17 protein-coding genes and 1 pseudogene are annotated in these 19,420 nt (G+C 69.5%); 7 read left to right on the plus strand and 11 right to left on the minus strand.

What is annotated here, in order from left to right:
- Positions 1 to 79 precede the first annotated feature (79 nt).
- Positions 80 to 700, plus strand: coding sequence for a DUF4383 domain-containing protein (locus tag ACIO1C_RS10850; protein WP_401860911.1), 621 nt, complete (start codon positions 80 to 82; stop codon positions 698 to 700).
- A 93-nt stretch (positions 701 to 793) separates the two neighbouring features.
- Positions 794 to 1,015: a zinc ribbon domain-containing protein gene (locus ACIO1C_RS10855; RefSeq protein ID WP_401860913.1), complete on the plus strand. Its 222-nt coding sequence runs from the start codon at positions 794 to 796 to the stop codon at positions 1,013 to 1,015.
- A gap of 88 nt (positions 1,016 to 1,103) precedes the next feature.
- On the opposite strand, the gene ACIO1C_RS10860 is transcribed toward ACIO1C_RS10855, so the two are convergent.
- The 3 genes from ACIO1C_RS10860 to ACIO1C_RS10870 form a co-directional block, all read right to left on the minus strand.
- On the minus strand, positions 1,104 to 1,997 hold the full coding sequence (locus ACIO1C_RS10860; protein WP_401860915.1) for an HAD family hydrolase: 894 nt from the start codon (positions 1,995 to 1,997) through the stop codon (positions 1,104 to 1,106).
- Positions 1,994 to 4,576: a phosphoribosyltransferase gene (locus tag ACIO1C_RS10865; protein WP_401860918.1), complete on the minus strand. Its 2,583-nt coding sequence runs from the start codon at positions 4,574 to 4,576 to the stop codon at positions 1,994 to 1,996. The genes ACIO1C_RS10860 and ACIO1C_RS10865 overlap by 4 nt, the downstream gene beginning before the upstream one ends.
- Before the next feature lie 77 nt (positions 4,577 to 4,653).
- Positions 4,654 to 5,817, minus strand: a complete 1,164-nt coding sequence (locus ACIO1C_RS10870; protein WP_401860920.1) for an HpcH/HpaI aldolase/citrate lyase family protein — start codon at positions 5,815 to 5,817, stop codon at positions 4,654 to 4,656.
- A gap of 178 nt (positions 5,818 to 5,995) precedes the next feature.
- Here ACIO1C_RS10870 and ACIO1C_RS10875 point away from each other — a divergent pair, with 178 nt between their 5' ends.
- Entirely contained in the window at positions 5,996 to 6,889 is an 894-nt protein-coding gene (locus ACIO1C_RS10875) for a TerD family protein (RefSeq protein WP_401860923.1), read from the plus strand.
- A 53-nt stretch (positions 6,890 to 6,942) separates the two neighbouring features.
- Here ACIO1C_RS10875 and ACIO1C_RS10880 read toward each other — a convergent pair whose 3' ends face one another.
- The 5 genes from ACIO1C_RS10880 to ACIO1C_RS10900 all read right to left on the minus strand — a co-directional run bounded on the left by ACIO1C_RS10880 (position 6,943) and on the right by ACIO1C_RS10900 (position 11,086).
- On the minus strand, positions 6,943 to 7,683 hold the full coding sequence (locus ACIO1C_RS10880; protein ID WP_356422577.1) for a Tellurium resistance: 741 nt from the start codon (positions 7,681 to 7,683) through the stop codon (positions 6,943 to 6,945).
- A gap of 195 nt (positions 7,684 to 7,878) precedes the next feature.
- Positions 7,879 to 9,027 (minus strand): DUF475 domain-containing protein, encoded by a 1,149-nt coding sequence (locus tag ACIO1C_RS10885; protein ID WP_401860925.1) that lies wholly within the window; start codon positions 9,025 to 9,027, stop codon positions 7,879 to 7,881.
- A 50-nt stretch (positions 9,028 to 9,077) separates the two neighbouring features.
- Complete coding sequence (locus ACIO1C_RS10890; RefSeq protein WP_161310873.1) at positions 9,078 to 9,653, minus strand: TerD family protein; 576 nt, start codon at positions 9,651 to 9,653, stop codon at positions 9,078 to 9,080.
- A 165-nt stretch (positions 9,654 to 9,818) separates the two neighbouring features.
- Positions 9,819 to 10,397 (minus strand): HD family hydrolase, encoded by a 579-nt coding sequence (locus tag ACIO1C_RS10895; RefSeq protein WP_401860928.1) that lies wholly within the window; start codon positions 10,395 to 10,397, stop codon positions 9,819 to 9,821.
- A gap of 17 nt (positions 10,398 to 10,414) precedes the next feature.
- Entirely contained in the window at positions 10,415 to 11,086 is a 672-nt protein-coding gene (locus ACIO1C_RS10900) for a transcriptional regulator (protein WP_401860931.1), read from the minus strand.
- Positions 11,087 to 11,682: 596 nt separating this feature from the next.
- Here ACIO1C_RS10900 and tgmA point away from each other — a divergent pair.
- The 3 genes and pseudogenes from tgmA (at position 11,683) to tgmC (ending at position 14,062) form a co-directional block, all read left to right on the plus strand.
- The gene (gene tgmA / locus ACIO1C_RS10905; protein ID WP_401860932.1) at positions 11,683 to 11,940 is read left to right on the plus strand and encodes a putative ATP-grasp-modified RiPP; all 258 of its coding nucleotides are present in this window, start codon (positions 11,683 to 11,685) and stop codon (positions 11,938 to 11,940) included.
- A gap of 4 nt (positions 11,941 to 11,944) precedes the next feature.
- Positions 11,945 to 12,902 (plus strand): annotated as a pseudogene (tgmB, locus tag ACIO1C_RS10910) (ATP-grasp ribosomal peptide maturase).
- Positions 12,899 to 14,062, plus strand: coding sequence for an ATP-grasp peptide maturase system methyltransferase (gene tgmC, locus ACIO1C_RS10915; protein WP_401860935.1), 1,164 nt, complete (start codon positions 12,899 to 12,901; stop codon positions 14,060 to 14,062). Before tgmB ends, tgmC begins: the two are co-directional and overlap by 4 nt.
- Positions 14,063 to 14,182: 120 nt before the next feature.
- Here the strand turns inward: tgmC and ACIO1C_RS10920 are convergent, their stop codons facing one another.
- From ACIO1C_RS10920 to ACIO1C_RS10930, 3 genes are all read right to left on the minus strand, one after another.
- Positions 14,183 to 14,758: a TerD family protein gene (locus ACIO1C_RS10920; RefSeq protein WP_401860937.1), complete on the minus strand. Its 576-nt coding sequence runs from the start codon at positions 14,756 to 14,758 to the stop codon at positions 14,183 to 14,185.
- A 178-nt stretch (positions 14,759 to 14,936) separates the two neighbouring features.
- Complete coding sequence (locus ACIO1C_RS10925; protein ID WP_401860939.1) at positions 14,937 to 15,425, minus strand: peroxiredoxin; 489 nt, start codon at positions 15,423 to 15,425, stop codon at positions 14,937 to 14,939.
- A gap of 192 nt (positions 15,426 to 15,617) precedes the next feature.
- Positions 15,618 to 16,055 (minus strand): DUF3052 domain-containing protein, encoded by a 438-nt coding sequence (locus tag ACIO1C_RS10930; protein ID WP_161310881.1) that lies wholly within the window; start codon positions 16,053 to 16,055, stop codon positions 15,618 to 15,620.
- 414 nt (positions 16,056 to 16,469) lie between these two features.
- Here ACIO1C_RS10930 and aceE point away from each other — a divergent pair, with 414 nt between their 5' ends.
- Positions 16,470 to 19,214 (plus strand): pyruvate dehydrogenase (acetyl-transferring), homodimeric type, encoded by a 2,745-nt coding sequence (gene aceE, locus ACIO1C_RS10935; protein ID WP_401860941.1) that lies wholly within the window; start codon positions 16,470 to 16,472, stop codon positions 19,212 to 19,214.
- Positions 19,215 to 19,420: the final 206 nt, after the last annotated feature.

Genomic DNA, 19,420 nt, shown 5'->3' on the forward strand with positions numbered 1-19,420 from the left:
CGGCCGCGAGCGCCCGCCCGGCGCCGCCCGAGTTGTGGGGCGGGTGGGGCTGGACGATCGTGGAGGGAGGAGGTCACCCATGGCGCTCTCTTCGCTCCGTTCCCGGCCGCCCAGGTCCGGGCAGCCCAGATCCCGGCAGCCCAAGGCGGGACCGCTCCGGTCCAGGCCGCGACGGCGCGTACGGATCGACGAGGCTCTCCCCCTGGACCACAAGCTCAACCAGGTCTACCGCGTCGGCGCCGGACTGATCGGCTTGGCGCTGCTGGTCTTCGGGATCCTCGGGCTGATCGACCGGATCGGCTTCTTCACCACGGGCAGCGACACGGTCGCGGGCCTGAACACCAACGGCACGCTCAGCGTCATCTCCCTCTGCGTGGGCCTGGTGCTCTTCGCGGGCATGGTGATCGGCGGAAACGTCGCCTCGACCCTGAACGCGTTTTTCGGCGTGGTCTTCATCGGCAGCGGGTTCGTCAATCTCGCCCTGCTCGACAGCGGCCACAACTTCCTCGCGTTCCGCATGCAGAACGTGCTGTTCAGCTTTGTGGTCGGCATCCTGCTGATGTTCTTCGGGATGTACGGGAGAGTCAGCGGCGGTCTCCCCCACAACAATCCGTACTGGCGGGCCCGCCACCCGGAACAGGCCGAGCGGGAACAGCGCCGGCGGGCCAGGGGCGGCCGGGACCGGGTGGGTGTGGGTTAGCAGGGGTGGGTGTGGGTCAGCAGGGCCGCGCAAGGACCGGGCAAGGACCGCAGGACCGCGCGCGGGCGGACAGCCGCCCGATAGCCTGGGCGCATGCCTCGCTACGAGTACCGCTGCCGCTCCTGTGGGAACACCTTCGAACTCCGCCGGCCGATGTCCCAGTCCGCCGCCCCCGCGATGTGTCCCGCGGGCCACGAGGACACTGTGAAGCTACTCTCCGCCGTGGCCGTCGGCGGAGCCGCCAAGGGCAGCGACGCCCCGGCGCCCTCGGCGGGCGGCGGGGGCGGCTGCTGCGGGGGCGGCTGCTGCGCCTGAGGCCGCAGGGCGGGAGGCCGCTGGGCGGGAGGCCGGGGCGCCGTACCACCTGAGCCCCCCGGCCCCCGGACCCGGCCCCGGGACCCGCTCAGCCCGCCCGGTCCAGCACCGGCCGTGGCCCGGCCTCCGCCGCCCCGAGCAGGCGGCGGAGGATCTCCTCGCCCGCCGCCACACCCGCCTGCGGGAGGTTCTCGACGTGCGGGGCGGACCACCCGGAGTCGGCCAGTTCGCCGTGGCCCGGGCGCCAGCCGTGGTCGGCCGCCAGCAGCAGGTCCGCGTCGAGGAGCGAGTCCCCCGCCGCCAGGGTCAGTTCGGCCCCGGTGCGGCGGGCCACCTCGCGCATCGCGGCGCTCTTGGTGAGCGGTCGCGGTACGGCGTAGATCTTGCGGCCCTGGAGGGACACCGACCACCCGCGCGGCCCCGCCCACTCCGCCAGCGCCTTCACCCAGCCCTCCGGCAGCAGCGTCCGGTCCACGACGAGATACGCGAACAGGTCTTCCGCGACCCGCTCCTTGAGGAGCCAGGCGGGATCGGACACCGCGAGCAGGTGCGCGCGCACCTCGGCCAGGCTCGCGCACTCATCGGCCAGCCGGCCCGCGACCCGCGCCTGCCAGTCCGGGTCGGACACCCCGTCGACCAGCAGATGACCGCCGTTGGCGCAGATGGCGAACCGCGGTGCGGGTCCGGGCAGTTGGACGCGCCCGTACTGCTCGCGGGTCCGGGTCGTGGTCGGTACGAACACGGTGGTACGGGCGAGTTGGCCCAGCAGCCCGGCGGCCGTCTCCGTCATGTACGACAGCGGTTTGCTCCCGTAGACCTCGACGCAGAGCAGCCGGGGGGCCAGCGCGTCGGGCATCGTGAGCTGGAGGGCCCCGGTCGAGTAGATCAGGGTCCTGTCGAGGTCGCTGGCGACCAACGTGGTCGCGCTGCCGGGCAGGTTCACCACGGAAGACGTCACCGAGGCGTTCGACGGGGCGTTCACTTCGCCGCCACCGCCTTGCCGTCCGCGCCCGTCGCGCCCCGTGTGAAGTGCGGGTGGATCAGACCGACACAGGTGTACGGCAGCCCCTCGACCTCCTCCACCGGCACTCCGCGCTGCTCGGCGAGGAGCCGGACGTGGTGGAGGTCCGCCCCCGCGCCGGTCCTGGCCAGGATCTTCCAGGGGACGCGGCGCAGCAGGACGCGGGTCGTCTCGCCGACGCCCGGCTTCACCAGGTTCACGTCGTGGATGCCGTACTCCTCGCTGATGCGCTCGACGGCCGCCCAGCCCTCCCAGGTGGGGGCCCGGTCCGCCGAGAGCAGTTCCTTGACCTCCGCGTCCACGGCGGGCACGACCTCGTCGAAGCGGGCCGCGACGCTGTCGAGGAACAGCCCGGAGACGTCGGCGCCGGCGAGTTCGCGGTAGTACTTCGCCCCGTGGAAGTCGTCGGGCCCGACCAGGTCGGAGCGGAGGACCGTACGGGAAATCAGCCCGGAGACCGTCGAGTTGAGGCACGCGGAGGGGATGAGGAAGTCCTCCCGGGTGCCGTACGTCCGTACGCAGCCGCCCGGATCCGCGAGGACGGCGATCTCGGGGTCGAAGCCCTCGAACGCGCCGAGCGCCTCGGCCAGTTCGCGCGTGATGGCGCCCTTGCCGGTCCAGCCGTCGACGAACACGACGTCGGCCGGGTCGTGATGGGCGGCGAGCCAGCGGACGGCGTTGGCGTCGATGCCCCGGCCGCGCACGATGGACACCGCGTAGTGCGGCAGGTCCAGGCCGTGCCGGTGCTGGGCCCAGCGCCGCATCAGGACGCCGACGGGGGTGCCCGCGCGGGCCAGGGAGACCAGGACGGGGCGCGGCGAGCGCTCGGCGAGGACGGTCTCCGTGACGGTGCCGACGGCGCGGGCGATCCGGGCGGCCGAGGTCTCCAGTGCTGCCTTGAACAGCTCCTGGTACTGCTCGCTGGGCTGGTACTCGACGGGAAGGGACTCGGCGTAGTGCGCGCCACCGCTCTGTATCGCCTCTTCCCGCTCCTCCGTGGGCGCCTCCAACTCCACGCCGGACAGGTCCTGGAGGAGCCAGCCGACCTCGTCGGCCGCGTACGAGGAGAAGGCGGGGCCGCGCAGGGGCTCGGACAGCATGGGGCGTTCCTGCCGTTCGGGGTGGTTCGTGGGTGGGGGGAGGTGGCTCGCGAGCGGATCCGCGGACACGGGGAGGTACGTGGGGACCACGGCCAGCACCACACGCGGGACGTGCGCCGCGAGCCGGGCCAACAGGCCGCCGGGGCCGTGCAGTTCGGCGGAGTCGGCCAGGGAGTCGACCACCGCGACCACGGCGTCGAAGCCGCCGCCCGCGACGTTGTACGCGTACCGGTCGCCGCGCCCGTCGCCGCCCGCGCCGCCCTCGCCCGCCTCGTCGGCCGGGAAGGCGGCGGTGTCGTGCGCGGGGAAGACCAGCCGGCTCCGTATCGCGTACCCGGGGTCGTCCACGGCCAGGACGGGCGAGCGGGTGGTGGTCGAGTACCGCACCTCGGCGGGGGCGGGCAGGGTTCTCTCCAGCTCCTCGGCCAGCCGCAGCGGCGCGTACATCAGCTCTTCGAAGCCCAGGACGAGCACGCTCCGGGCACCCCCCAGCTCGGCGGCGACGGTGGCCGCCATGCCGGGCAGGGCGGTCTCCAGCCGGGCGCGGTGGGCGGGCGTGAAGCCGTGCCGGCCGCCGTCGGGCAGCCCGTCGGGCCAGCCGAGGTCCACCCGGGTCACCGCGCCGCCCGGCGCACCGGCACCGGAGGCAGCGCGAGAGTCACCCGCGGCGGATTCGGCGGCCGCAGCCTCAGCCGCAGCCCCCAGCCCCGCCTCGTACTCCGCCACCAGCGCCTGCCCCTTCGCCAGCACGCCCTCCGGCAGCACGACCGTGCCCGAGGCCAGGGCTATCAGGTCGACCCGCGCCCCGATCTCCGCCGCGAACTCCGCCAGCCGCCCCTGGTCAGCGGCCGAGCGCATGTCGACCAGGGCCACGATCACGTACCAGGAGCGGGGGTAGCGCTCGTGAAGGGCCCTGATGGTGTTCAGGACGGTGTTCCCGGTCGAGAACTCGTCGTCCACCAGCACCAGCGGACCGTCCCCGGCGAGCGCCGCCGGGTCCTCCGGCAGCAGCAGGTGGGAGGTCGCGTGCGAATGCGACTCCTCGAAGCCGCCCGCCCGCGCGACCCCCGGCACCGGACGCCGGGTGGAGTGCAGATACGGCGCGTCCCGCACCCCGTCCGCGACCGCGTGACCGAGACCGGTCGCGGTCTCCGCGTACCCGAGCACCAGGGCGCGGGAGACGTCGGGGCCGAGGAGCGTACGGACCCGCTCGCCGAGCCCGACACCCGTGCCGTATACGAGTCCGGGGTACTGCGGCACGTGTTTGCCGAGGACGTTCGAGACAAGGAGGTGCGCACGTTTCGGGTTGCGCCGCAGGGCCAGACCGAGCAGATCCCGCAGGTTCTCACCACTCGCGGGACCGCCTTCGGAACCACCCGGGACACCGCCCGCGAGTTCGACTCCCAGCCGTTCGGCGACCCATGTACCCGACCACACCATTCCGGCGCCCGCTTCCTTCCTTGTCGGCTTCCCTGCCGGCTTCTCTGTCGGCTTCTCCGCCGTTTCGTACGGCCCGCTCACTCCGCGAGGCCGGCGGTGAGCAGCTCCACGAAGCCGACGTCCTCGCGCGCGACACCGAAGACCTCGGCGCGCTGGAGGGTGCGTTCGGCCCACGCGCGGTGGGGCTTCACCTCGTTCATCTTGTTCGTGTACGCCGACCGCAGCACACCGCCGCCGCCCCGCTCGGGCCGCAGGATGTCCTGCGCGTCCGAGAACTCCTCGTGACTGACGACCGACAGCGCGTGCACGGGCAGGACGTGCGAGGGGTGGATGCAGGTCTTGCCCTGGAGCCCGTTGGCCCGGTCCAGTTCGATCTCGCGCAGCAGCCCGTCCAGGTCGTGCTCGATCAGGGCCGTACGCAGCTCCTCGGCGCGCCCCTCCTGGAAGGGGCTGCGGCGCAGCTGGGGCTTGAACATGCGCTCCTGGGTGCGGAAGTACTCCCAGACGGGACCCGTGACCGTGAAGCCCGTACCGTCCGCGCGGCCCAGGACGTTCACGACGTCCTCGATGATGCCGGCGACGATCCGTACGTCGTACGCCGTCATGTCGGGCGAGCGCCGCAGGCCGTACGCCGAGCAGAAGTCGGTGACGCCCAGGCGCAGCGCGAGGACCCGCTCGCGGTACTTGTCGACGACCCCCGCGATGCCGGTGAGCGTCTCGGTCCTGGTCTCCAGGTGGAGCAGCTCGGGCGATTCGAGGACGGGCATGGCGAAGAGCCGGTGGCCGGTGCGCTCCTCGGTGTCGGTGATCGCTTCCAGGAAGGGGGTGCCGCGTTCGGCGGTGAACTTGGGGAGTACAAATCCGGACAGCAGCCCGGCGGCGGGTCCGATCCGCGCCACGAGGTCCGGAATCTGCTCCGGCTCACGGACGCGGATGAAGAGCAGGGGCAGTTCGTCCCCCCGTGTGTCAAGATCGGCGAACTGCCGGACGAGGTTGTCCTCGGCGCCCTCGACCTCCGAGTCGTCGATGGAATCCTCCAGGCAGAGCACCATGGAGACAACTCCGGAGCGGTGCTGTTTGATCACGTCGTCGGCGAGGCGCGGGCGCGTCGCCGGGCTGTAGAGCGTCGCCCCGAGGGCGGCCGACATGATGCGTGCCGGGGAGTCGGCGGTGAACTCGCACGGCTCCTGATGGAAGAGGCCCTCGCGGGCAGTGGGCGGGATATGCCCGAAATGACGCATGTGAATCCCCCGTACTGCCGGTGTGGCCGGTTGGACATGTGGCCGGTAATAGTACGTATGGACAGGTGTCAAGAGTTCCCCGTGTGCGTGAAATCCAGGTAACTCGTCCGCTTCGCGCCTGTGTCCTGGACATGGAGAGCGGCCCCCACGTTGTCCCCGCCGCCTCCGGGAAGGCAGGATGACCCGCATGACGCACGCGATGCTGAAGGGCTCGAACGTCCCGCTCGACGCCACCGCCGTACGGGCCGTGCTGCGCTGGTCCCCCGGCACCGGAGTCCCCGATGTGGACGCCTCGGCCCTGTTGCTCGGGACCGACGGCCGGGTGCGTTCGGACGACGACTTCGTCTTCTACAACCAGCCCCGTCATCCGTCCGGGCTGGTCAGAAGGCTGTCCAAGAAGCAGGTCAGCGAGGGGCTGACCGATTCCGTCGAGGCGGACCTCGGCGCGCTCGACCGCACGGTGGACCAGGTGGTCCTCGCGGCGTCCTGCGACGACGAGGGGGAGGACGCGGGCACCTTCCGGCAGGTGCGTGACCTGCGGATCCTGCTGTACGACGCCCACGTGGCCGACGGCGAGCCGCTGGCCGTGTTCGACGTGCAGCCGGAGACCGGTGACGAGACCGCCGTGATCTGCGGCGAGCTGTACCGGCGCGGGGACGGCTGGAAGTTCCGGGCGGTGGGGCAGGGCTATCTGAGCGGTCTGATCGGGCTGGCCACGGCGTTCGGCGTCTCCGTGGACGACACTGCCGATCCCGCCGGCTCCGCCCCGGACCCGGCCGCGTCCGCCGTGGACGAGCAGGCCACCGCCGCCTGGCCGGGGCCGGGCCCGGTGACGGCCGTGCAGCCGCCCGCCCCCGCCGCGTACGTACCGCAGCCGCCGCTGCCCTCCCAGCCGCCCGCGTACGGCTACCCCCAGCCCGCCGCGGGCGACCCGTCCGGATACGGCTATCCGCAGCCGGCCGCGTCGCCGCAGCCCGCGTACGGATATCCGCAGCCCGCCGCGGCGGCCGCCCCGGCCCCCGACCCGAATTTCCGGCTGCCCCCGATGGGCCCCCAATTCCTCAGCTCCTAGGAGCTGAGGAACACGCGCCGGGGCGCGCCGGGGGCTCCGTACGAGGGCCATCCTCAGGTCTTCGTCTTGTAGCCGCGTCCCCATTGCAGCCCCCAGCCGTACAGCCGGTCCAGCTCCGCCTGGAAGCCGTAGACGAACTTCACCTCGCGCCGCACGATCAGCTCGCCCTTGACGGTCTCCAGTGAGAAGACCGCGCAGGAGCGGGCCTGCGGCGCGTGCTCGTCCAGTTCGATCTCGACGCGGGGGCCGTTGCTCGGGTAGAGCGTGATCGTGGCGTGCGTACGGTCGAAGGCCGGCGTCTGGTCATAGATGTAGACGAAGACCAGGAGCCGCTTGATCTCCTCGCGGTGGTCGAGGTTGATGAAGATCGTCTCGCCCGAGGAGCCGCCGAACCGGTCGTCGCCGCTGAGCTTGATGTACGGCGCCGCGTTCAGGTCCCCGAAGAAGCCGCCCAGCGGCTGGACCACGCCCTTGCTGCCGTCGGCCAGTTCGTACATGCAGCCCAGGTCGAGGTCCACGTTGACGAACCCCTGGGTGTGCGCCTGCACCACCTCGGGCTGGAAGAACTTCAGGGGGTGGCGCAGCAGCTGTCCGCTCTGCTTGGAGCGGCCGCCGATGTCGGACGTACGCATCCGCCAGGAGAGGTTCACCCGCAGATTGCCCGCCGCCGCGCCCTGCTTGGAGAGCGAGACCGAGGGGCGGCGCTTGGTCAGTTCGATGGAGTTGGTGTGCGAACTCCCCGAATCGAACTGCGAAGCGCGTCCCCCCTGCCAGAGGTTGTCCCAGAACGCCATGTCCCACCCCAAACTTCGTCGTCGACTCACCGGCACCCCACCGAACAACGGGGCGGCCGCAAGGCTTCCGCCTCTCGGCCGCCCCGTCCGGAGCGTTCCCTCGCTCCCCGCCCTGTCACACCCGGCGGGCGCGGGCTCACCACGGGCTCACCGGAGCACGGGTCCCGCGCGGGTCGGGTACGGATCAGGTACGGATCAGACGCTGACCGCGGTTTTGTCCTCGTCCGGATCCTTGCGGTCCTCGTCACCGCCCGCGGCCGCCAGTGCCCTGTTACGGCGCACAGATGACCAGAAGGAGGCGGCGATCAGAACAATTCCGACAAGTCCGGTGATCACTTCGTTGATCGAGTGCTGGATGGTGACCAGCAGGATCACGGAGAGCGCACCGATCGCGTAGTGCGCGCCGTGCTCCAGGTAGACGTAGTCGTCCAGGGTGCCCTGGCGGACCAGGTAGACGGTGAGCGACCGGACGTACATCGCGCCGATGCCGAGGCCGAGCGCCATCCAGAAGATCTGGTTGGTGATGGCGAAGGCGCCGATGACTCCGTCGAACGAGAAGGAGGCGTCGAGGACTTCGAGGTAGAGGAAGAGGAAGAACGCGGCCTTTCCGGCCAGGCCGATCGCGGAGATCTCCTTGCCCTCGGCCCGGGCCTTCTCCTCCTCTTCCTGCTCGTGCTCCTCCTGCTCCTCCAGGCGGTTCTCGAAGAACGAGGAGAGTCCGCCGACGACGAGGTAGGTGATCAGGCCGGCGACCCCGGCGAGCAGGACGGTCGCCGACTTGTCCTGCGTTCCGGTGCTGGTGTGGGCGTGGGTGGCGAAGGTCAGCGCGGTGCCGAGCAGGGCGATCAGCGCGACACAGACGGACAGCATGTCGACCTTGCCGAGCTTGGCCAGCGGGCGCTCCAGCCAGGCGAGCCACTTGATGTCCCGGTCCTCGAAGATGAAGTCGAGGAAGATCATCAACAGGAACATGCCGCCGAAGGAGGCGATCCCCGGGTGGGCGTCGGTGACGAGGTCCTTGTAGCGGTCGGGGTCGTCGAGCGCGAGCTGGACCGCGTCGATGGGACCGACCTTGGCGCTGATGGCGACGATGACGACGGGGAACACCAGCCGCATGCCGAACACCGCGATGAGGATGCCCACGGTGAGGAAGATCTTCTGCCAGAAGGCATTCATCTTCTTCAGGATCCCGGCATTGACGACCGCGTTGTCGAACGACAGGGAGATTTCGAGGATCGACAGGATCAGTACGATCCCGAAGGCCTCCCACCCCCACTGCCAGGCCGCGAAGGCCAGGCCGACCGCCGTGATGGCGAACGACCAGCCAAAGGTTTTCAGGATCACTGGCTACCCCATCTGGTTTAACGAGGTTTTCCCCCGCGCAGAGCTCTGCTTTACGAAACGTTGACCCCGAAGTCTAGAGCGATGCCCCGCAGACCGGACGCGTACCCCTGTCCTACCGCCCGGAACTTCCATTCCCCGCCGTACCGGTAGAGCTCACCGAAGATCATCGCCGTTTCGGTGGAGGCGTCCTCGCTGAGGTCGTACCGTGCGAGTTCCTGCCCGTCCGCCTGGTTGGCCACCCGGATGAAGGCATTGCTCACCTGACCGAAAGTCTGGCCGCGATTGTCGGCGTCATGGATCGACACCGGGAAAACGATCTTGTCGCAGTGGGCCGGCACCTTGGAGAGATCGACCAGCAGCGATTCGTCGTCGCCGTCACCCTCACCGGTCAGGTTGTCGCCGGTGTGTTCGACGGAGCCGTCCGGGCTCGTCAGGTTGTTGTAGAAGATGAACCATTCGTCGCCCAGCACCCGGCCCGACTGGCAGAGGAGTGCGCTGGCGTCCAGGTCGAAGGGCGCTCCGGTGGTGGAGCGCGCGTCCCAGCCGAGACCGACCAGCACCTGGGTGAGGTCGGGTGCGGCCTTGGAGAGGGAGACATTGCCTCCCTTGGCGAGCGTGACGCCCATGATGGTGAGTCCTCCCCGAGGTGGTGTGACGCGGTACTGCCTGGCATGACGCGCCTGACGTCATGCCCGTTCCCGCCCTGTTCATGCCGTTCGGGCCCGTACGGTACCCGTGAACATCCGGACGAGCACCGTCCGGGGTGCTTCTTGTCGGCGGCTCGCTGCCGGTCAGGACAGGTACGTCTTCTGCCATTCCACCGAGGTCATGTTCAAGGCGGCCTCGGCAAGCGCCTGAGCCGAGGCGGTCTTGAGCTTCTCAAGGCTGCTGTCGATCCACCCCTGGACGTTCGCGCAGCCCTGCTCGCGATACTCGACCGCCTGGATGAGGCATTCGAGCTTGTCCGCGTCGTGCGCACAGATGACTTCCAGGGAGTCGCCCGTCTCGTACTCCTCGACGATCCGCTGAGCACCCGCTCGCACCGCCGGGTGCGCCGCCGACACCTGGTCCGCGGTCACCTTCTCGTTCGATGTCGCGTCCAGATAGCGGCGGCCGACATGAGGGATGTCACTGACGCGAGTCTCCTGCGTGTCGTGCCAGAGACCGAGCAGCGCCGTCTTCGCCGGGTCGGCGCCTTCCATCATGGCGAGGACCGAACCGATGAGACCGACACGGAAGGAGTGCTCGGCGATGGTCTCCGGGTCCTTGACGCCGGCGATCCACCACCCGGACCGTTTGGCCCGCTTCAGCATGCCCATCTCGAACAGGAATCCTGCGGTGCCCTTCGCCTGATCCGTGTCTTCCGCCATGTCGTGCGCCTCCATTTTCACGTGCGGTGGTCGCGTAGAACGTAGTGCACCTCACTGAGTTCCCGCCTTGAACGCGGTGAGATCCGGCAGCCGTCGAGCAGTGCCCCTGTCCGCTCGCAAAGCCGGACGGCCAGGTCGGGCGAGACGAGAGGAAGCCACCTGTGCGCCGTGACGAGCGCCCAGAGGGAGTGGACGTACAGGTCGACGTAACCGGGTGCCTGATGGAGACCCTCGACCAACGAGCGCAGGAGTGACGGAGGCTCCCACCCCGCGAGTTCCCGGCTCCGCATGAAGCCGTCGTTCGCCTGTGGCAGGGGCGAGACGCCCAGCCAATACGCCCAGTAGTTGAGGTTCGCGGTCTCGGCGGTGTCGTCATCGGCCATCGAGCGTTCGATGAAGTCGAGCAGGGGCTGCGGGTCTCCGAGACGTGCGAGAGCTGTCGTGGTCGAGCGGGCCTCGGCCCAGCGCGGCGTCCATCCTCGGACCGCGAGGACATCTCGGCGGGCGTGAAGGGCTTGGGCCCGCCATGCCGACGCCTCCGGACTCCGGTCGTACGAGGTGAGGTAGAGCGTCTGACGGTGGAGCAGGGCGCCGCCCTCTCCCGAGCCGCCGGCGGACTCGGCCGTTTCCCAGAGGTGGGCGAAGAAGGCGTCGCGCTCCTGCGAGCCGAGGAGGGGAGCTTTGGCCATGGGGCCCCGGCGGGGCGGAACCGGACAGTTCGCCAAGGCGGGCGGTGTCGTGCCGTTCACAGCCCAGGCAATCATGTGGGCGGTGTCCCGGGTGTGCACCCACCCGGCTAGCGGGTGCTCGCGCACAGGGCCCGAGGGGTCGAGAGCCATGCCGATGAGCCGGTCGGCGTCCATCGCGGCGTCGAGCAGTCGAAGGACAGAGGCGGCCGCACCCAGGGCGGCCAGACGGCGCCGGAGGTCTGAGAGAGTGCCGGCCTTCACGTTGGCCAGCGGGCGACGCCCGGACTCCCACCCCTGCACTGTGGCGAGGTCTGCTGTCAGCTCCTCCGCCAGCTGAGCCTGGGTGCGCGGAATGCTCTCACGTGCGAGACGGAAGACGAACCCTGCGACAGCCCCCGTGGGGGCGCTTCGGCTCGCCGGCGACCTGCCGATCATGAGGCTCCCCCGTGCACTCATCCGTCCAACCCGTACTCACAGTCAGTCCTACTTCACTCGCGGCAACTTCACGGTGGTTTCGACGGATCCAACCAAGGCCTCCACGCCTCGTCCGCCCATACGTTCCAGTCCGACATCCACTCCGCTTTTGAGGAGACACAGTGACAACCGCCATCGAACAGCCCACCACCGCACCGTGGGGTGCCGGGCGCCTCGCGCCGTACCCGACCACCAGCCGGCGTCCACACGCCTCGGTCGCCATCGACCCCGGCACGCAGCTCGGGGTGTTCCGCGACCGCGCCGGCCGGGTCGTCGAAATAGGTGCGCACGGCACCAGCAAGGGCACCGAGACCTCGACCACCACGAACTCGGACTCCAAGAACGATCAGGGGCAGGACCAGGACTCCGAGCAGGACTGACGACGTGACCGAGGAGAGGCCGGTCCTGGTGGCCACAGAGGCGGACGACCTCACCGCCGACATGGTGATCACCGAACTCAACCGGCGGGATGTGCCCGTGGTCAGATTCAATCCGGCGGACATCGGCCCCGGTCTGACGGTCTCGGCTCGGTTCGGTGCCCGCTCGGCCTCCATGGCCGGGCAGGTGCGGACCCCGTCGCGAACCGCTGACCTGAGTCGCGTCCGGGCGGTGTACTGGCGCCGCCCCGAGTGGCCCGCCTTCCCTCACCTGGTACCGGACGACGCGAGGTTCGCGGCAGCGCAGGTTCGCTTCGGACTCGGGGGCGCCCTCTATGGAATGGACTGTCCGCTCTGGGTCAACCACCCCCTGCGTATCTCTGCCGCCGACTACAAGCCCGCTCAGCTCGCTCTCGCACAGCGGCTCGGTCTCGACGTCCCCCCTACCCTCGTCACCAATGACCCGGCCGAGGCTCGCGAGTTCATCAGCGACCAGCGCGACGTGATCTTCAAGACCTTGCGCTGGACCCCGTACACACGGGATGGCGTGCCGGTTACCGGATGGGCTGATCCGGTGACGGCCGACGAGATCGACGAAAGCGTTCGTGTCACCCCGCACTTGTTCCAGTCCCGCGTGGGACAAGGTCGCCGACCTCCGTGTGCTGATCGTCGGCCGACACACGTTCGCCGTACGGATCGAATCCGATCTGCTGGACTGGCGCAAGGATTACGGCGCTCTCACCTACACCGTCGAGTACCTCCCCGACCAGCTGACGAAGGGGCTGCATCGTTACCTGGAGTTCCTCGGCCTGGTATCGGGGAGCTTCGACCTCGCCGTGGATCGGGCGGGAAACCACTGGTGGTTAGAGCTGAATCCGAACGGCCAGTGGGGGTGGCTCGAAAGGGAGACCGGCCTCCCGATGTCCTCCGCGTTCGCCGACCTGCTCACACAGGGAGAAACATGACTGACTCCGCGCGCGAGCGCCGCCGACTCGCCGCGCTGCTGGCGGAGAACGGCGTCCTCACGTCCCCGCCGCTGCGCGAGGCCGTCGAAGCCGTGCCGCGCGAACTGTTCCTTCACCCCGGGGTGTTCCTTGATGAGGGCGCTGTCTGGCGGCCCGTCACGGCGACCGGAACCGATCCGGCCGAGTGGCTCAAGATCGCGTACAGCTACGACACCCTGACCACTCAACTGGACGGACATCTGACCGCCGACCGGACCGCTGAGCCCGTTGCGGGGGTACCCACCTCTTCGTCCACCACCCCGGCCACGGTGGTCAGCATGATCGAGAGCCTCGGCTTGGACGCGGGAAACCGCGTGCTGGAGATCGGCACCGGCACGGGATACTCCTCTGCTCTGATGTGCCACTGCCTCGGCGCGGAGAACGTGACCACGGTCGAGGTCGATCCGGAAGTGGCGGACCGCGCGGACACCGCGCTGGAGACGCTCGGATTCTCGGCCTGGACCGTCACGGGCGACGGTCTCCTGGGACACCCCCGAAACGCACCCTACGACCGTGTGATCGCCACCTGTGCCGTTCGGCGCATCCCGCACAGCTGGGTCCGCCAGACCAAGCCCGGGGGCGTCATCCTGGGCACTGTGGGCTCCTGGCCCTACGGGACCGGCCTGGCCAAGGTGACCGTGGACAACGACGGCAATGCCGAGGGCCGGATCATCGGCCGCTCCTCGTTCATGCAGGCGCGGTCCCAAGCCGTCGTGCCGGTGGCCGGCGACCTGTCCGCCCGGACCGCCTACGTCGATGACGAGCGGGAGACCAAGGTGTCCCCTGCCTTGCTGGACGACTGGATGCCCGCGTTCCTCGCACAGCTCGCCGCGCCCGGCGCACATCTCGTCCGCGCCGCCCGGGGCGACGGGACCCGCCTGCTCTACGTCTTCGACCCCGATCTGGAGTCCTTCGCGGAGTTCATCGTCCAGGGTGACGGGTGGATAGTCCGACAAGGCGGCCCGGTGCTCCTCTGGGACAGGATCGAGGAGACGCTCGTCGCCTGGGAGGCCGCGGGTCGCCCCGAGATCGACTCTGTCCGGCTCCGCGTCACGCAGACATCACATCACTATTGGATCGAGGGAGCACCAGTTCTGAACTGGGAGCACCGTCTCGACTGATCCGAAGTGGCGGCTCGGCAGGGACAGGCACGCCGAGCACGGGTCAGGGAGGGCTCCCTTTCGGGGCGTCCCTCCCTGACCCGCATGTCTGCTCAGACGCGTCGTGCCGACACGTGTCGCTCAGACGTTGACGCCGAAGTCCTGCGCGATGCCGCGCAGCCCCGAGGCGTAGCCCTGGCCGATGGCGCGGAACTTCCACTCCGCGCCGTTGCGGTACAGCTCGCCGAAGACCATCGCGGTCTCCGTCGAGGCGTCCTCGCTCAGGTCGTACCGCGCCAGCTCGCTGTTGTCGGCCTGGTTCACGACGCGGATGAACGCGTTGCGCACCTGGCCGAAGGACTGCTGGCGGCTCTCGGCCTCGTAGATCGAGACAGGGAAGACGATCTTGTCGACGTCGGCGGGGACGGAGGCCAGGTTGACCTTGATCGCCTCGTCGTCGCCCTCGCCCTCGCCGGTGAGGTTGTCACCGGTGTGCTCGACGGAGCCGTCCGGGCTCTTGAGGTTGTTGAAGAAGACAAAATTGCCGTCGGTGGCGACCTTGCCCTCGGCGTTCGTCAGCAGCGCGCTGGCGTCGAGGTCGAAGTCACCGCCGGTGGTCGTACGGACGTCCCAGCCCAGACCCACGGTGACCGCGGTCAGGTTGGGCGCGGCCTTGGTCAGCGAGACGTTTCCGCCCTTGCTGAGGCTGACTCCCACGAGTCCTCCCTATGTGTTCTCGGGGCCGGCAACCATGGTCGGCGACTCACGCCGCGGGCCGCGCGCCCCCTGGAGCGTTGGCATCGGATCAACGACTGGATCCTAGTGACCGGTTCCCGGCGGCTGTGCGATTTCCCGGGGTCCTGACCGATTCACCGGACGGATCGTCCGGACGGATTCAGAGGGCGTCGAGTGCCTGGACGTACTGCTCGAGGTCCCTGGCGTCCGGCAGACCGTTGACGATCTTCCAGCGCACCACGCCCTCCTTGTCCATGATGAACGTCCCGCGCACGGCGCACCCCTTTTCCTCGTCGAAGACGCCGTACGCCCGCGAGGCCGCGCCGTGCGGCCAGAAGTCCGAGAGCAGCGGGAATTCCAGCCCCTCCTGGTCCGCGAAGACGCGCAGGGTGTGGATGGAGTCGTTCGAGACGGCGAGCAGGACGGTGTCGTCGGCGACGAGCGCGGGCAGCCCGTCGCGCAGGGCCCGCATCTCGTCCGTGCAGACGCTGGTGAAGGCGAAGGGGTAGAAGACCAGCACCACGTTCACGGCGTCGTCGTGGTCCCCGCGCCCGTGCCCGTGCCCGCGCAGGTCGGACAGCCGTACCGTCCGCCCGTGCTGGTCCCGCAGCGCGAAATCCGGGGCGGTGTCGCCCACCTCGACGGCCATGGAGACGCGGTTTCCCTTCAGGGGTGGTCAGGGGGGGGCAGGGGGGTCAACGCGGCCCTGGAAAGTGCTGTACGGGCCCCGTACCGCCTGCGCACGGGGCCCCCGCCGACCGGGGTCGGCGGGGGCCCTCAGAGCTGCCTCGAAGGCTGCTGACTGCTGCGGCTTGCGCGCTCGGATGCGGCGCTCGGAGTGTCAGCGCTTGGACTTCGCCGCCTTGGGCGTGACGAGCCTGCTGCCTGTCCAGTCCTTGCCGGCGCTCACGCTCCGGGTCTGGGACAGGCCCGCTGTCTGGCCGGCCTCGTTGATGTCGCTCGGCTCGACATAGCCATCACGGCCGGTCTTCGGCGTCATCAGCCAGACCGCACCGCCGTCCTCGATCAGACCGATGGCGTCCACCAGCGCGTCCGTAAGGTCGCCGTCCTCGTCACGGAACCAGAGCAGGACGGCATCCGCCACATCGTCGTAGTCCTCGTCGACGAGGTCCTGGCCGATGAGTGCCTCGATGGACTCGCGGAGCTCCTGCTCGACGTCGTCGTCGTAGCCGATCTCCTGGACCACCTGTCCGGGTTCGAACCCCAGCCTTGCGGCAAGGTTGGTCCGTTCCTCCGCGTGGTCCGCGGTCGCGCTCACGGATTGCCTCCTGATCATGTTTTGGGAAATGCGTCAGCCGCGCGCGTACGCGGGGCATTGGCCGTAGTCCACACGGGCGGGGCGGATCGCGCAAGTACCCGGAGGTCGAGACCGCCGAAACGGTGACGTTCCGGGCCCCTTCGTCGCATCTCCTGTCACTTCGACACCGCCCTCTGTGAAGCTCGCCACACTTTTCGTCCTTCTTTGCAATGTTATGCCGGATCGGTACGCCATTCGGGTCCCGCTCATCGAACAGAACACGGGGACGGGGCGGGCGTAAGCTTGCGTTTTGACGGGTTACCCCACAGTAGAGACGGGGTTACCCCGCAGTAGAGATGACGTTTCCGCCGCCGCGGTACACGATGGATCGACCCCGTGCAGCGGCACGCCTCGACCGAACAGTGAAGGAACAGCGTGGCTTCCGGATCCGATCGCAGCCCGATCATCATTGGCGGCCTTCCCAGCCAGGTCCCGGACTATGACCCCGAAGAGACCCAGGAGTGGCTCGACTCGCTCGACGCCGCCGTCGACGAGCGCGGGCGCGAGCGCGCCCGTTACCTGATGCTCCGGCTGATCGAGCGGGCCCGCGAGAAGCGGGTGGCTGTGCCGGAGATGCGCAGCACGGACTACGTCAACACCATCGCCACCAAGGACGAGCCGTTCTTCCCCGGCAACGAGGAGATCGAGCGCAAGGTCCTCAACGCGACGCGCTGGAACGCGGCCGTGATGGTCTCGCGCGCGCAGCGCCCGGGGATCGGCGTCGGCGGCCACATCGCCACGTTCGCCTCCTCGGCCTCCCTCTACGACGTGGGCTTCAACCACTTCTTCCGGGGCAAGGACGACGGCGACGGCGGCGACCAGATCTTCTTCCAGGGCCACGCCTCCCCCGGCATCTACGCCCGCGCCTTCCTGCTCGACCGGCTGAGCGAGGCGCAGCTCGACGCGTTCCGCCAGGAGAAGTCGAAGGCGCCGTACGGGCTGTCCAGCTACCCGCACCCGCGGCTGATGCCGGACTTCTGGGAGTTCCCGACCGTCTCGATGGGCCTCGGCCCGCTCGGGGCGATCTTCCAGGCCCGGATGAACCGCTACATGGAGGCGCGCGGCATCGCCGACACCTCCGCCTCGCACGTCTGGGCGTATCTGGGCGACGGCGAGATGGACGAGCCCGAGTCGCTGGGCCAGCTGTCCATCGCCGCCCGCGAGGGCCTGGACAACCTGACGTTCGTCGTGAACTGCAACCTCCAGCGGCTCGACGGCCCGGTGCGCGGCAACGGCAAGATCATCCAGGAGCTGGAGTCGCAGTTCCGGGGCGCCGGCTGGAACGTCGTCAAGCTGGTCTGGGACCGCTCCTGGGACCCGTTGCTCGCGCAGGACCGCGACGGCGTGCTGGTCAACCGGCTGAACACCACGCCGGACGGTCAGTTCCAGACGTACGCGACCGAGACCGGCGCGTACATCCGCGACCACTTCTTCGGTGACGACCAGCGGCTGCGCGCCATGGTCGAGAACATGACCGACGAGCAGATCCTGCACCTGGGGCGCGGCGGCCACGACCACAAGAAGGTGTACGCCGCCTACGCCGCGGCCAAGGCCCACAAGGGCCAGCCGACGGTGATCCTGGCGCAGACCGTCAAGGGCTGGACGCTGGGGCCGAACTTCGAGGGCCGCAACGCGACCCACCAGATGAAGAAGCTCACGACGGCCGACCTCAAGGGCTTCCGGGACCGGCTGCACCTGCCGATCCCGGACAAGGAGCTGGAGGGCGGCGCGCCGCCGTACTACCACCCCGGCAAGGACTCGGAAGAGATCCAGTACATGCACGACCGGCGCAAGGCGCTGGGCGGGTACGTGCCCACGCGGGTCGTCCGGGCGAAGCCGCTGGTGCTGCCCGAGGACAAGACCTACGCGGCGGTGCGCAAGGGCTCCGGGCACCAGTCGATCGCGACGACGATGGCGTTCGTACGGCTGCTCAAGGACCTGATGCGGGACAAGGAGATCGGCAGGCGGTTCGTGCTGATCGCCCCCGACGAGTACCGCACGTTCGGGATGGACTCGTTCTTCCCGAGCGCGAAGATCTACAACCCGCTGGGCCAGCAGTACGAGTCCGTGGACCGCGAGCTGCTGCTCGCGTACAAGGAGTCGCCGACCGGTCAGATGCTGCACGACGGCATCTCGGAGGCGGGCTGTACGGCCTCCCTGATCGCGGCGGGCTCGGCGTACGCCACGCACGGCGAACCGCTGATCCCGGTCTACGTCTTCTACTCGATGTTCGGTTTCCAGCGCACCGGTGACCAGTTCTGGCAGATGGCCGACCAGCTCGCGCGCGGTTTTGTGCTGGGTGCGACCGCCGGCCGTACGACACTGACCGGTGAGGGTCTCCAGCACGCGGACGGGCACTCCCACCTGCTGGCCTCGACGAACCCGGCGTGTGTCGCGTACGACCCCGCGTACGGCTTCGAGATCGCGCACATCGTCAAGGACGGCCTGCGCCGGATGTACGGCCCGGCCGTGGAGGGCGAGAGCCAGGACGTCTTCTACTACCTCACGGTCTACAACGAGCCGATCCAGCACCCCGCCGAGTCGGCCGACGTGGACGTCGAGGGCATCCTCAAGGGCATCCACCGCTTCAAGCGGGGCGAGCAGGGTGACATCCCGGCGCAGATCCTGGCGTCGGGCGTGGCCGTGCCGTGGGCCGTGGAGGCCCAGCGGCTGCTCGCCGAGGAGTGGAACGTACGGGCCGACGTCTGGTCCGCGACGTCGTGGAACGAGCTGCGCCGCGAGGCGGTCGACGTGGAGCGGCACAACCTGCTGCACCCGGAGGAGGAACAGCGCGTCCCGTACGTGACGCGGAAGCTGTCCAGCTCGCAGGGTCCGTTCGTGGCGGTGTCCGACTGGATGCGGTCCGTGCCGGACCAGATCTCGCGCTGGGTGCCCGGTACGTACCAGTCGCTGGGCGCGGACGGGTTCGGCTTCGCGGACACGCGGGGCGCGGCCCGTCGCTTCTTCCACATCGACGCGCAGTCGATCGTGCTCGGGGTCCTCACGGAGCTGGCGCGGGAGGGCAAGGTGGACCGCTCGGTGCTCAAGCAGGCCGTGGACCACTATCAGCTGCTGGACACGGCGGCAGCGGACCCGGGGCCCGCGGGCGGCGACGCGTAGCCCTCGCCGGGCGGGTGCGGTGGCCTTCCAGACGGTGACGGTGGCCCGAGGTCACGGTTGTCCTCAATCGCCGGACGGGCTTGATGGGCCGTCCGGCGATTGAGGACGTGTACCGTCCTGCCCGGTCCGCGACGTGTCTCAGCCGCGTGAGCGGGGGCTCGGGGGGTGTTCCCGTGCCTTCAGGTCCCGGGTACCCCCGCTCAGCG

The sequence above is a fragment of the Streptomyces sp. NPDC087420 genome (genome assembly GCF_044744165.1).
In the GTDB taxonomy this organism is placed as follows: Bacteria; Actinomycetota; Actinomycetes; order Streptomycetales; family Streptomycetaceae; genus Streptomyces.